We start from the raw sequence: 13,189 nt of genomic DNA, 5'->3' as shown, positions 1-13,189 counted from the left end.
GCGCTCACGCGGCCTTTGCGGCAGCAGGAAGGCCGAGCGGGGCCGGCGCGTCGCGTGCGGCGACCTCTTCGGCCCAGTGCAGGATTTCCATGCGGCCGTCATGATGTTCGACCAGCGCGGTGCAACCCTCGACCCAGTCGCCGTCGTTGTAATAATCGACGCCGTCGATCGCCCGCATTTCGGCGCTGTGGATATGGCCGCACACCACCCCGTCGACCCCGCGTGAGCGCGCCGCATGGGCGACCACCTCTTCATAGTGGCCGATGAACTGGACGGCGTTCTTGACCTTGTGCTTGGCGACCATCGACAGCGACCAATAGGGGAGGCCGAGGCGGCTGCGGATCGCGTTGACGACCACATTGCACTTCATCAGCGCGGTGTAGGCTGCGTCGCCGACAAAGGCGAGCCAGCGGTGCGCGAGCATCACCGCATCGAACTCGTCGCCATGGACGATCAACAGCTTGCGGCCATCGGCGGTCTCGTGAACCGCCTCGCGCCGGATTTCGACGCCGCCGAAATCGAAGCCGTCGAACGGCTTGACCATCTCGTCGTGATTGCCGGGGACATAGACGACGCGCGTGCCGCGCTTCGCGCGCTTCAGCACGCGCCAGACGACGTCATTATGCTCGGGCGGCCAGAAATGCCGCTTCTTCAGCCGCCAGCCGTCGATGATGTCGCCGACGAGATAGAGCGTCTCGCAATCGACATGGTCGAAAAAGTCGATCAGCAGCCCGGCGTTGCAGCCGCGCGTTCCGAGGTGGATGTCGCTGACCCACACGGTGCGGTAATTGCGCCGCTCGCCGATCACCCGCTCGGGCACATGCGGTTCGGTGGTGAAGGGATCGGGAAAGCGGTTCGGGATCGGCAGGGTCGAGATCGAGGCCATGTCTCACTCCGTAGGCAGCCTTGGCTGCCCACGGCCTAGACACGAGTTTTGTTACATGCGCCGAATCAAAGCCGCGACAGTTTGAAGAATGTTTTGCGGCGGTTCGGTGACTATCGGCGGCTTCCATTCTGCGTCATTGCGAGCTTCGCTCGCAATGACGCAGTTATTCAGGATCAGACGCGCCGGATCACCAGATTGCGGATTTCGCTCATATCTTCCATCGCGAAACGGATGCCTTCGCGCCCGAGGCCCGAATCCTTGACCCCGCCATAGGGCATATTGTCGACGCGGTAGGAGGAGACGTCATTGACGACGATGCCGCCGACGTCGAGGTCGTCCCACGCTTCCAATATCTTGTGAATGTCGCGGGTGAAGATCCCGGCCTGCAAGCCGAATTTGCTGTCGTTGACCTCCGCCAGTGCGGCGTTCCAGTCGGTGAAGCGCGACAGGACGACCACCGGGCCGAAGGCTTCCTCGCGCACCACGTCCGCCCCCTCGGGCACATTTTCGAGCAGCGTCGCCTCGAGCATATTGCCCTCGCAACCGCCACCGGCGAGCAACGTCGCCCCGGCCGCGACCGCGTCGTCGATCCAGCCCTTGAGCCGCTCTGCTTCCTTTGCCGAAATCATCGGGCCGATGAAGGTGTCGCGCTTTTTGGGATCGCCCGATTTGAGCGTCTTCACCTTGGCGGCAAGCATGTCGCGGAAACGGTCGTAGATGTCGGCGTGGATGATGACGCGCTGCACATGGATGCAGCTTTGCCCCGACTGGTAATAGCCACCGAAGATGATCCGCGCGAGCGCATGATCGAGGTCGGCGTCCTTGTCGACGATCACGGCGGCATTGCCGCCGAGTTCGAGCACGACCTTCTTCTTGCCGGCCTTTGCCTTGAGGTCCCAACCGACGCCGGGCGAGCCGGTGAAGCTCAGCAATTTCAGCCGTTCGTCGGTGGTGAACAGATCGGCGCCGTCGCGGCTCGCGGGCAGGATGCTGAACGCGCCTTCGGGCAATATGTCGCACTCGGCGAGCACCTCGCCCATGATAATCGCGCCCAGCGGCGTCATCGAGGCGGGCTTCATCACGAAGGGGCAGCCCATCGCGATCGCCGGCGCGATCTTGTGCGCCGCAAGGTTGAGCGGAAAATTGAACGGCGAGATAAAGCTGCACGGGCCGATCGGCACCCGCTTCCACATCCCCATATAGCCCTTGGCGCGCGCCGATATGTCGAGCGGCTGGATCTCGCCATAGTTGCGCGTCGCCTCTTCGGCGGCGATGCGGAAGGTGTCGATCAGGCGCCCGACCTCGCCCTCGCTGTCGGCGATCGGCTTTCCCGCTTCGACGCACAGCGCATAGGCAAGCTCGTCGAAGCGTTCCTTGAAGCGCGCGACGCAATGATTGAGGACATCCTGCTTCTCGTAACTCGCGAGCCGCGCCATCGGCTCGGCGGCGCGCACCGCGCCGGCGATGGCTTCATCGATGACGTCGGGGGTCGCCAGTGCGGTACGGAAAGCGATTTCGCCGGTGAATTTGTCGATCACCTTGAGGTCGGTGTTCGGCTGCACCGCCTTGTTGTTGAGATAGAGCGGGTAGACGTCCTTGAGTTTCACAATCATTCTCCAACATGCTGGCGCGCGCTCCGCCACCCCCCATTGTCATCCCCGCGAAAGCGGGGACCCAGGGCGACATGCTCAGCCGTTAATCCGATCATATAGGTCGAGCCATTGCGGATTGCCCCGTTCGATGAGTTCCAGTTTCCATGCCCGGCGCCATTTCTTTACAGCTTTCTCGCGGGCGATCGCTGCGTTCACGTCGGCAAATGCTTCGATGTGAACCAGACGAGTAACGCCGTATTTTGTCGTAAACTTTGAACCTTCGCCGTCGCGATGCTGTTCCATCCGCTGCGCCAGATCTCCCGTCACACCGGTATAGAGCGTTCCGTTGCGCCCGCTGGCGAGGATATAAACATGATAGGTTCGGCTCATCCAACTCCTGGGTCCCCGCTTTCGCGGGGATGACAAGAAAAGCGAGTTCGCGACCGTCAGAGTTCCTTCGACAGCTTCTTGATGTCGATGTTCAAAATCTGGTCATTCTCCGAATAATCTACTGGGCAATCGATCAGGTGCACACCGGGAGTATCGCGCGTATGCGCAAGAAGTTCCTTGAGGTGCGCCGCGCTTTCGACGCGGTGGCCGTGCGCGCCATAGCTTTCAGCATATTTGACGAAATCGGGGTTGCCATAGGTCAGCCCCCAATCCTTGAACCCCATATTCGCCTGTTTCCAGCGGATCATGCCATAGCTTGAATCGTTGAGGATCAGCACGGTCAGGTTGAGCCCCAGGCGAACCGCGGTCTCCATTTCCTGACTGTTCATCATGAAGCCGCCGTCGCCGCAGATCGCCATGACCTTGCGGTCGGGGTAGACCATCGCCGACATCATAGCGCTGGGCAGGCCTGCGCCCATCGTCGCGAGCGCATTGTCGAGCAGCACGGTGTTCGGGCGGTAGGCGGTGTAGCCGCGCGCGAACCAGATCTTGTAGACGCCATTGTCGAGGCAGATGATGCCGTCGTCGGGCATCGCGTCGCGGACCTGCTGCACCAGATGCGGCGGAAAGATCGGGAAGCGCGTGTCGGCGGCGAGCGGGGCGGTATGCTCGACCTCGGCCTTGCGATAGGCGAGCATATGGTCGAACGACCAGCCGCCGTTCGGCACGATATCCTCCTTCATCTGCCAGATCGCATTGGCAATATCGCCAATGACTTCGATGCCGGGGAAATAGACCGGATCGACCTCGGCGGTCTTGGTGGACACATGGATAACGGTGGGCCCGCCGGGCTGCATGAAGAAGGGGGGCTTTTCAATCACATCGTGACCGATGTTGACAATGCAGTCCGACGCCTCGACCGCGCGGTGCACGAAATCGCCGGATGACAGTGCCGCGCACCCGAGGAATTTCGGATGCCGTTCGTCGATCACGCCCTTGCCGAGCTGGGTGGTCAGAAAGGGGATGCCGGTCTTTTCGATGAACTGCAGCAGCATCCGGCTGGTCATCGTGCGGTTCGCGCCCGCGCCGATTACCAGTACCGGCGCCTTCGCATTTTCGAGCGCCTTCACCGCCTCGCGGATCGATTTGACGTCGGCGGTCGGGCGGCGCGAATGGCTGCGCTTCAGCGGCAGGCTTTCGGTATGTTCGTCGGCGATATCCTCGGGCAGTTCGATATGCACCGCGCCGGGCTTTTCTTCCTCGGCCAGGCGAAAGGCCTCGCGCACGCGGCTCGGGATATTGTCCGACGAGGCCATCTGGTGCGTATATTTGGTGATCGGTCCCATCATCGCGACGACGTCGAGGATCTGGAACCGGCCCTGCTTCGATTTCTTGATCGGTTTCTGCCCGGTGATCATCATCATCGGCATGCCGCCAAGCTGGGCATAAGCCGCCGCGGTCACGAAATTGGTCGCGCCAGGGCCCAGCGTCGCAAGGCACACCCCGGTCTTGCCGGTGTGACGGCCATAGGTCGCGGCCATGAAGCCCGCCCCCTGCTCATGGCGGGTCAGGATCAGCTTGATTTTTTGCGAACGCGACAGGCTGTCGAGAAAGTCGAGATTTTCCTCGCCCGGAACGCCGAAGATATATTCGACGCCTTCTTCTTCCAGGCATTCGATGAACAGGTCAGATGCTTTTTTCACGGTCACTCGCCCCCTTCAGCAGCGCACCCCAAATCGGTGCGGCCCAAGCCCGTGCCGGCGACCATCGGCCGTCAATCGGCGCAGCGAGTCCCGTCGTGGGGCTGCGAGTCCCTGCGGCGCCGGCGGCAATGTGTAACCGGCGGCGAAGGGGTTGTCACCAGCGCTCAAGCACATCCAAAAGTGATTGAATTGCTCTTGTTGGTCACATCCCTTCGTGGCAATCGGCGCCTGTAAGTTTTTAAGGGGGATATTGTGGGGCGTTTTGCAAATTATCTTGCGGTTACTGGGTTGGTCATTCTTGCCCCCTATCCCGCCCAAGCGGAGACGCTGTCGAACGACACCATCGTATTGCTCCATAATGCCGGCATCAGCGACGAGGCGATCATCGCAAAGATCGCGAATGAGGATGCGGAATTTGATACATCCACAGATGCTTTGATCCAACTTAGTGGCAAGGGCATTACCGGATCGGTGATCGCGGCGATGATTGAACGGAATGCCGCGAAGGCACCGCCACCTTCGTCACTGTCGCTCGACTCGCCTGATCCGATGATACCTCACCCTGCTGGGTTGTATATTCTTCAAAGTGATGCCGCGCCCCGGATGCACAGGATCGACTACACGGTCTCAAATCAAGCGAAGACAGGTGGCATTTTTGGGTATGCGCTTACCGGGGGCATCGCGTCCATGAGCATAAAAGTTGCGATCGCTAACGAAAGCGCGCGGACCATCACCACTTCGAAACGGCCCATCTTCTACTTCTTTTTTGACGAGTCCAATCCAGCCACAGCCAGTAATGTCAGTCCGTGGGCCGGCGCCACGGTGGCCGCTGCGGCGTCGCCTAACGAATTTTCTCTGATCGGGCTGATGCCAAAGAAGGGGCGACGTGAGGCAAGGGTCGGAAGCATGAATATCGGTGGCAGCAAAATGGGGGTAATGGACAAGGATCGTCTGTCTTTCGATTATGATCTGGTTCGTCCGGGCGTCTATAAAGTTACGCCGACAGTCGACCTTTCTCCCGGAGAATATGGGTTCATCCAAGCGATGCCTGGTGCTGCAGTCGGTGGTGCAATGACAGCTCGTGTGTTTGATTTCACGGTTAAATGATGTTGCTTTTCCCTATTTTTTTGATGCTCGCGGGAACCGGAGACCAGTTACCAGTAGATTTGGCGATCGAGGGTGAACGCAAGGTAGGGAGCGTAAAAAAGGGCTTGGTTTGCGTTCCGGCGGGAGCCCTTAAGGCGCGCGACATCGCGCTTCCGTCTCGACGCGATGTGGCTGAGCGTGTTGGCACGGATGACGCCCTCCCTAGCATTGTCAATATCGAGGCAAGCGTGTGCACGGCGTACATGGGCATTGGGAAGGCGCCAAAATCCCAACTTAGAATCCAGGTAAAATGGAGTTCCGCATCGGGGTCGTTGTGCGAAAAGTCGTGGGAAGGCGAAGCCAAGATCAAAGGGCGAGATTTGCGCGATGATCCAACCGTTATGCTTGAGGCAATAGACGTATCGTTCAAGCGGTGGGAAGCGGGGCGAGCGAGCTCTGCGGACTGCTCAGGCTAGGGTCAGGACCTATTAATTCCACGATCGAGGCGCCGAAGTGGCGAAGATATCGGGCCTTTGCGGGTGCAGCGGGGAGCATCGCTACCCGCAAGGCCGGCAAGGTTCGAGATCGAAGCCATTTCGGCGTCCCTGCGGGATTTGACCGATTTTGCCCATGGCGTCGTCGAAAAGCCTTGAAATATATTCATATTCCTTCGCCTTTTCTCCTCGCCCCGAGCGAAATCGCTTCAAACCTCGAACGCGGAATTAATGGGTCCTGACCCTAGCGTCCTCCCCTCCGCTACGCTCATTCTATGTCGAACAATCCCGCCAATTGTTCGACCATCGTGCCGCCCAATTGCTCGGCATCCATGATGGTCACGGCGCGGCTGTAATAACGGGTTACGTCGTGGCCAATGCCGATCGCGCAAAGCTCGACCGGCGATTTCTTTTCGATCCAATCGATCACCTGGCGCAGATGCTGGTCGAGATAGGCGCCGTGATTGACCGACAGCGTGCTGTCGTCGACCGGCGCGCCGTCGCTGATCACCATCAGGATGCGGCGTTCCTCGGGGCGATTGACGATGCGGGTGTGCGCCCACATCAGCGCTTCGCCGTCGATATTCTCTTTCAGCAGCCCCTCGCGCATCATCAGGCCGAGCGACTTGCGGGCGCGGCGATAGGGTTCGTCGGCGGGCTTGTAGATGATGTGCCGCAGGTCGTTGAGGCGGCCGGGGTGCGGCGGGCGTCCGGCGGCGAGCCAGTCCTCGCGGCTCTGCCCGCCCTTCCACGTCCGCGTCGTGAAGCCCAGAATCTCGGTCTTCACGCCGCAGCGTTCGAGCGTGCGGGCCAGAATGTCGGCGCTGATCGCCGCAATGCTGATCGGCCGCCCGCGCATCGACCCGCTGTTGTCGAGGAGCAGCGTGACGACGGTATCGCGAAAATCGGTATCGCGTTCGATCTTGTAGGACAGCGAATGGCCCGGTGACACGACGACGCGGGCAAGACGCGAGGCGTCGAGCTGGCCTTCCTCCTGATCGAAATCCCAGGCGCGGTTCTGCTGCGCCATCAGGCGGCGTTGCAAACGGTTGGCGAGCTTCGTCACCGCGCCCTGCAGATGCGTCATCTGTTGGTCGAGATAGGCGCGCAGCCGCGTCAATTCCTCTTCGTCGCACAATTCGGTCGCGGCGACGATCTCGTCATGCTTCTCGGTGAAGCGGACATAGTTAAAATCGGGAACGTCGGTGGGCAGGCGGTTGGGCCGCACGGGCAACATGCCCTCGTCGCCTTCGCCGCCCATCTCGGGCTCGCCGTCGGCTTCCATTTCCTGGGCGTCGGGATCGCTTTCGCCATCGTCGGCCTGATCGCCCGACATTTCGGCGCGCGCGTCGACCTGACTCTCGCCGGTGCCGCCGTCCTCGCTTTCCTGTTCTTCCTGGCTCTCTTCGGCTTCGGTCTGATCGTCCTCGCCGCCGTCCTCGGCGCCTTCCTCGAGCGGATCGTCGGCCTGCATCAGGTCGAGGTGGCGTAGCGCAAGCCGCGCGGTTTCGGCAAAGGCGGCCTGATCGTCGATCAGCATCGCGAGCGCGGTCAGGTCGGCGCCGGCATCCTGGCTGATCCATTCGCGCACCAGCGACAGCCCGGTTTCGGTGCCCTGCGGCGCCTGTTCGCCGGTCAGCGCCTCGCGCAGCATCAGTTCGAGCGCGCTCGATATCGGGACTTCGCCGCGATCCTGCGCGCGGCTGATCGGGTCGCTGCGCATCCGCATCGCCAGGCTGGCGCGCAGATTGGCGCGCATTCCGGCCATGTTGCGGGCGCCCAGCGCCTCGACTCGCGCGCGTTCCATCGCATCGAAGGCCGCAGCGGCGAGCGGTTCGACCGGGCGCGCCGCGGCGTGCACCGTGTCGCTGTGATGCTTCATGCGCAGCGCATAACCGTCGGCAAAGCCGCGCGCTTCGGCCACCTGATCGGCGGGCAGGGTGCGCGACGGGGTCGGCACCTTGATCTGCTTGCCGATCTGGACCGGCGCGTCAGCGGTGAACCCCACCTCGACCTCGGCATCGCGCGTCACGGCGCGCGCTACACTCGACAGCGCGGTCTTGAAATCGTCGAGGGGAGACTGGCCGGACATCGAATCGGCTCTAACGGGCTTTCACCGACGAAGGAAGAGCATCGGCTCTAATCCTTGTCGCCATCGGGGAGACGGTTGCAAATCGTCTCGTCGAGCCGGCTCGGCATCTGCGGATCGGGGGCGAGGCGAAAGACATGGGCGAGATGCGTGGGCGTGCGTTCGGGCCGACTGCGCTTGCCGCGGATCATGTCGACAAAATCCATGCAGGCGAGCGCGCTGCGCAGGAAATCGCTGTGCCCCGTCGATCCGCGCGAAATGTCGGTGGTGTCGACGATCGTCAGGCCGGGAATGGCGGCGGCATAGCAGCGTTCGGGCAGGCCCTTTGCGCGCAGATCCGCCGCCTCGAACGGATCGAAGCAATACGGAGAGCCGAGCCGCGGATAGCCGTGCAGCGCGCGCGATGCCGCCAGCGCCTTGTCGCTGCGCGATACATAGGCGGTGATGCGTCGGTCGCGCGCGACCCGCGCGGTGGCGAGCACGTCGTTCGCAATGTCGCGCTCGAACGTCTCGCGGTCGAAATCGGGCGAGGCGAGGATGATGTTGGAAATGTTGCTGCTGTCCGCGCTCGGCGCCGTCCGGTCGACATAGGCGATTGCGGGTATCACCAGCCGCGCGCCGAGCGAATGCGAAACGACGACGATTTCCTTTACCCACGGACGCTCGGCCAGCGCCTTCAGGAACAGGCGGAAATTGCGCACGTCATGATACATGTTGGTTTCGTCGACGGCATAGCTCAGCAGCTTGCCCTGCGACGGCCAGCTATATTCGACGATGGGCCCGTCGAAACCGGTCATCCGCGCGATCTGCGCCGCATCCTTCGACGTCGTTTCGAACGTCTCGCGATAGCCATGGACATAGAGGAGGACGCGGCCCTGACGGCGATCGGTTTCGGCCTGCAGACCCGCCCACCAGTCGCCCGCCTCCTGAAAGGCAAGCGGGGTCAGAAAGCGTGTCTTGCCGTCGACCTTCCTGTCGTGCGGCGCTGCAAAGCGGCCATAGCGGATGCGGTCGCCGCGATGGTTGGTCAGCCGGATGTCGGGCGTCCGGCAATCGGGTAGGCGGCTCGTCACGAAGAAGAGCGGCAGCGCCGCGGTATCGACCTCCGCCCCGGCCTGCGCGGTGCAGCGTGCGTCGGCGACATAGGCCGAATGCGGAACCTTGCCATAATCGACCGCGGTCGCACACCCTGCAAGCGGGAGGGCGAGAGCGAAAGCGAGCAAGCGCTTGGGGGGGCGGGGCATGCGCGGGAATCGCCGGATCATGGCGGCGACGCTGGCAGAGCGCAGCGGGCTTTGGAAGCGCGAAGTGCGGCTTCAGGCTGTATTGATGAATTAATACACGTTGGTATAGTGGCTCCACTGCGCGCGGTCGGCCGTGCAGCGACAGGGAAGGAAAATGATGTTCGCACTTGCCGCGCTGATGCTCGCTGCAACCGCCGCGCCCGCGGCTCCCGCCTATGAGCCGAGCTTCGACCCCAGCCGGCTCAAGCAGACTGTCGCGGGCGAGCCGGGGCAGGCACTCGTGCTCGGATCGCCGCACCTGTCGGGCTTTCCCAAGGATTTCGATGCCAAAGCCCTCGACCCGCTGCTGACTAGGCTCGCCGCGTGGCGACCGCAGATCGTCACCATCGAAGGGCTCTCGGGTCCCGATTGCGAGATGCTGCTGCGCTACAAACCGATCTATCCCGGCGTGTATGACGATTATTGCTGGAACCCCGAACCGGCGCGCGCGGCGACGGGGCTCGACGTTCCGGCGGCGACGGTTGAGGCGGAGCGGCTCCTCGCCGACTGGCCCGCCGAGCCCACCGCGGCGCAGCGCCGGCATCTCGCCGCGGTTTTCCTGGCGGGCGGCGAGCAGGCATCGGCGCTGGTCCAATGGTTGCGCTTGCCTGCGACCGAACGGCGCGCGGGCGATGGGCTCGATGCGGTGCTGGTCGAGCGCCTGACGATGCTGACAACACGCCGCAACGAAAATTTCCTGATCGGCGCGGCGCTGGCCGCGCGGCTGGGACTCGACCGGGTCTATTCGGTCGACGATCACAGCGCCGATGCGACGATCAACCGCGTTGCGGGCGAAGCGGGTTATGGCGAAGCGATCCAGCGCGCTTGGGACAATCCGGTGACCGCGAAGCGCAGCGCTATCGATGCCGACCTCAGAAAGCGGCTCGACGGTGACGGCGTGCTCGCCCTCTATCGCGCCTACAACAGCCCGGAGGCGATGCGGATGGCGTTCGACAGCGATTTCGGCGCCGCGCTCGCCGAACCCTCGCCGCAGCATTACGGCCGCTACTACACCGGCTGGTGGGAAACGCGGAACCTGCGCATGGTCGCCAATATCCGCGCCGCGATGGCGGCGCAGCCCGGGGCGCGCGCGCTCGTCATCGTCGGCGCGTCGCACAAGGGCTATTTCGAAGCCTCTCTGAACATGATGCACGACATCCGGCTCGTCGATGCCGAGGCGGTGCTGCGCTGAACGCGAGGGAAAGGGCGCATCGCGCCCTCCCGCCTTATTTGCCGACGACGCCTTCGGGCAGGTCTTCGCCGAACACGCGCTGATAATATTCGGCGACGATCATCCGCTCGGCCTCGTCGCACTTGTTGAGGAACGACAGGCGGAAGGCGAAGCCCAGGCTGTGGAAGATCGCCGCATTCTGCGCCCAGCTGATGACGGTACGCGGCGACATGACAGTCGAGATATCGCCGTTGACGAAGCCCTGACGCGTCAGATCCGCAACCTTCACCATATTGGCGACGGTGGCATCGTCGGTGCCCGGCACCTTCTTCAGGATGATCTCGCTCTCGGTCGCCGCGGGCAGATAGTTCAGCGTCACGACGATGTTCCAGCGGTCCATCTGGCCCTGGTTGATCTGCTGCGTGCCGTGATAGAGCCCGCTCGTGTCGCCCAGCCCGACGGTGTTCGCGGTGGCGAACAGGCGGAAGTGCGGGTTCGGGCGGATGACGCGGTTCTGATCGAGCAGCGTCAGCTTGCCTTCGGCCTCCAGCACGCGCTGGATCACGAACATCACGTCGGGCCGCCCCGCGTCATATTCGTCGAAGACGAGCGCGGTCGGCGTCTGCAGCGCCCAGGGAAGCAGGCCTTCGCGGAATTCGGTCACCTGCTTGCCGTCGCGCAGCACGATCGCATCGCGCCCGACAAGGTCGAGGCGGCTGATATGCGCGTCGAGGTTGATACGGATGCACGGCCATTTCAGCCGCGCCGCCACCTGTTCGATATGCGTCGATTTGCCGGTGCCGTGATAGCCCTGCACCATGACGCGGCGGTTATATTTGAAGCCCGCGAGGATCGCGAGCGTGGTGTCGCCGTCGAAGACATAGGAGGGGTCGAGGTCGGGAACCCGCTCGTCGGATTCGCTGAACGCCGGCACCTTCATGTCGATGTCGACCCCGAACAGCTCGCGCGCATCGACCTCGGTATCGGGCGCTGCCAGCAGCGTCGAACCATGATGGTCGGGAAGGCTGTTCGGAATATCGGTCATGTCGCAAGGTCCAGCAAAACGCATCGGGAGAGAGTCGCCGGACGGGCCGACGCTTCGGCTAGCGCGGTATCGCGATGGGTTGCCCCTTGCAACGCCTTATTCAGAACAGATCAAGCGCCTTCATCACCGCCGACTGGTCGTAATAGGGACGCTCGCAGACGATCCGGTCGCTGCCTGGTGCGAATTCGAAACTCGCCGCCATACGGATACGAAAGGCCTTGCCCGTCGGCTCGACGGTGCGCAGCCCCAGCTTCAGCGGGCCGAGGTGCGTGCCCGTCAGCCAGAATTCGACGAGCACCGTATTCGTCGCCGCGTCGGCGGCGATCGCGATGATCTCGTTCGCCTGATCGGGGAAGGGCTCGCGCGACGCGGCGAAATAGGATCGCACCGCCGCCTCGCCGTCAAAGACGGTGCCGGGGCCGAGCAGTTCGTAGCGCGGATGGTCGAAGGTCGCGATCACCCCGTCCCAGTCGTGGGTGATCTCCAGCGCCATATGGCGTTTCACCGTTTCGATCCGCGCCGCGTCGAGTTCGCTCATCCGTGCCTCTCCTATGCAAATGCCTTGGTCTTGCGCAGCAATTGATAGGCCGCGACGACTTCGCCCAGCCGCACCTCATGGCTGCGGTCGCCGCCGTTGCGGTCGGGGTGATATTTGCGCACCAGCTCGCTGTAGCGGCGGCGCAGCGCGGCGCGGTCGGCATCGGTGGCGAGCCCCATCAGTTGCAGCGCGCGATGCTCCTCGCGCGTGAAGCGCGGGTCGGCGGCTTCGCGCCGCGCCTCGTCCATGCGCTGGCGAAAGCGCGCGCCGAGCGCATCCATCGGATCCTTGAAATCGGCCCAGCGCGGCGGCAGGTCGGCGCTGCCGGCAGCGCGAAAGGTGCGGCTTTCGGTCTCCCAACCCGCGGTCGGCGACTGCGCGGCCATGATCTGGTCGGCATTCATGCCCTCGAAATAATTATAGCCCGCGTTGAATTCGCGAACATGATCGAGGCACAGCCAGCGATAGGGCGGCGGTCCGTCGGGCGAGCGATGCGGCGACGCGGGGGCGCGAAATTCGCCGGGCTCTTGGCAGCCGGGAACGGCGCAAGGGGCCTCACGCGGAACGCGGCCGTGGAATCGGGGGGAGCGGGGGCTTGTCATGCTGGGTATCTGCTCCCAACATGGGGGCATGACGCAAAAAGGTCCAGCCCAACGCGAAATGGAAGCGCTGCTCGCCGCGGCTTTCCCCGACGCCGATTTCACCCTGAATAACGACAGCGCCCAGCATCACGGCCACGCCGGCGATGACGGCAGCGGCGAATCGCATTTCAGCCTGACGATCCGATGGGCGGGCTTCGCGGGCCAGACCCGCGTCGCGCGCCAGCGGGCAGTGAACAAGGCGCTCGGCGACATGCCGGGCAACCGCGTTCACGCGCTGGCGATCCGGGCGCTCGCGCCGGGCGAATGAGGC

At 63.2% G+C, this 13,189-nt stretch carries 13 protein-coding genes; 4 read left to right on the top strand and 9 right to left on the bottom strand.

The window, feature by feature from the left end; all coding sequences use genetic code 11:
* Positions 1 to 4 precede the first annotated feature (4 nt).
* The 4 genes from STE01S_RS05600 to STE01S_RS05585 all read right to left on the bottom strand — a co-directional run bounded on the left by STE01S_RS05600 (position 5) and on the right by STE01S_RS05585 (position 4,571).
* The gene (locus tag STE01S_RS05600) at positions 5 to 886 is read right to left on the bottom strand and encodes a UDP-2,3-diacylglucosamine diphosphatase (protein WP_062765695.1); all 882 of its coding nucleotides are present in this window, start codon (positions 884 to 886) and stop codon (positions 5 to 7) included.
* A 173-nt stretch (positions 887 to 1,059) separates the two neighbouring features.
* A complete protein-coding gene (locus STE01S_RS05595; protein ID WP_062765692.1) occupies positions 1,060 to 2,499 on the bottom strand; it encodes an aldehyde dehydrogenase family protein in 1,440 nt (479 codons plus the stop codon).
* A gap of 75 nt (positions 2,500 to 2,574) precedes the next feature.
* Positions 2,575 to 2,868 (bottom strand): GIY-YIG nuclease family protein, encoded by a 294-nt coding sequence (locus STE01S_RS05590; RefSeq protein WP_062765689.1) that lies wholly within the window; start codon positions 2,866 to 2,868, stop codon positions 2,575 to 2,577.
* Positions 2,869 to 2,924: 56 nt separating this feature from the next.
* Positions 2,925 to 4,571: an acetolactate synthase large subunit gene (locus STE01S_RS05585; protein WP_174531826.1), complete on the bottom strand. Its 1,647-nt coding sequence runs from the start codon at positions 4,569 to 4,571 to the stop codon at positions 2,925 to 2,927.
* Positions 4,572 to 4,823: 252 nt separating this feature from the next.
* Between STE01S_RS05585 and STE01S_RS05580 the strand changes: the two genes are divergently transcribed.
* Both STE01S_RS05580 and STE01S_RS20675 read left to right on the top strand, forming a co-directional pair.
* Positions 4,824 to 5,678 carry a hypothetical protein gene (locus STE01S_RS05580; protein WP_255265887.1) on the top strand — a complete coding sequence of 285 codons (855 nt, stop codon included), beginning with the start codon at positions 4,824 to 4,826 and terminating at the stop codon, positions 5,676 to 5,678.
* Entirely contained in the window at positions 5,675 to 6,133 is a 459-nt protein-coding gene (locus tag STE01S_RS20675; RefSeq protein ID WP_062765681.1) for a hypothetical protein, read from the top strand. The genes STE01S_RS05580 and STE01S_RS20675 overlap by 4 nt, the downstream gene beginning before the upstream one ends.
* Before the next feature lie 286 nt (positions 6,134 to 6,419).
* Here the strand turns inward: STE01S_RS20675 and cobT are convergent, their stop codons facing one another.
* Entirely contained in the window at positions 6,420 to 8,243 is a 1,824-nt protein-coding gene (gene cobT, locus STE01S_RS05570; protein ID WP_003049002.1) for a cobaltochelatase subunit CobT, read from the bottom strand.
* Between the two features lie 47 nt (positions 8,244 to 8,290).
* A complete protein-coding gene (locus STE01S_RS05565; protein ID WP_062765678.1) occupies positions 8,291 to 9,484 on the bottom strand; it encodes an alpha/beta hydrolase in 1,194 nt (397 codons plus the stop codon).
* Positions 9,485 to 9,638: 154 nt separating this feature from the next.
* Between STE01S_RS05565 and STE01S_RS05560 the strand changes: the two genes are divergently transcribed.
* Positions 9,639 to 10,715 carry a DUF5694 domain-containing protein gene (locus tag STE01S_RS05560; RefSeq protein WP_062765675.1) on the top strand — a complete coding sequence of 359 codons (1,077 nt, stop codon included), beginning with the start codon at positions 9,639 to 9,641 and terminating at the stop codon, positions 10,713 to 10,715.
* Between the two features lie 34 nt (positions 10,716 to 10,749).
* Here STE01S_RS05560 and cobS read toward each other — a convergent pair whose 3' ends face one another.
* The 3 genes from cobS to STE01S_RS05545 form a co-directional block, all read right to left on the bottom strand.
* Complete coding sequence (cobS, locus tag STE01S_RS05555) at positions 10,750 to 11,739, bottom strand: cobaltochelatase subunit CobS (RefSeq protein ID WP_003049013.1); 990 nt, start codon at positions 11,737 to 11,739, stop codon at positions 10,750 to 10,752.
* 100 nt (positions 11,740 to 11,839) lie between these two features.
* The gene (locus tag STE01S_RS05550) at positions 11,840 to 12,277 is read right to left on the bottom strand and encodes a nuclear transport factor 2 family protein (RefSeq protein ID WP_062765672.1); all 438 of its coding nucleotides are present in this window, start codon (positions 12,275 to 12,277) and stop codon (positions 11,840 to 11,842) included.
* An 11-nt stretch (positions 12,278 to 12,288) separates the two neighbouring features.
* On the bottom strand, positions 12,289 to 12,879 hold the full coding sequence (locus STE01S_RS05545) for a DnaJ domain-containing protein (RefSeq protein WP_062765669.1): 591 nt from the start codon (positions 12,877 to 12,879) through the stop codon (positions 12,289 to 12,291).
* Between the two features lie 28 nt (positions 12,880 to 12,907).
* Here STE01S_RS05545 and STE01S_RS05540 point away from each other — a divergent pair, with 28 nt between their 5' ends.
* Entirely contained in the window at positions 12,908 to 13,186 is a 279-nt protein-coding gene (locus tag STE01S_RS05540) for a BolA family protein (RefSeq protein ID WP_457920832.1), read from the top strand.
* Positions 13,187 to 13,189: the final 3 nt, after the last annotated feature.

The organism is Sphingopyxis terrae subsp. terrae NBRC 15098, from assembly GCF_001598815.1.
GTDB lineage: Bacteria > Pseudomonadota > Alphaproteobacteria > Sphingomonadales > Sphingomonadaceae > Sphingopyxis > Sphingopyxis terrae.
Note: the sequence above shows the minus strand (reverse complement) of the source record. Positions and strands in the feature narration are given on the sequence as shown.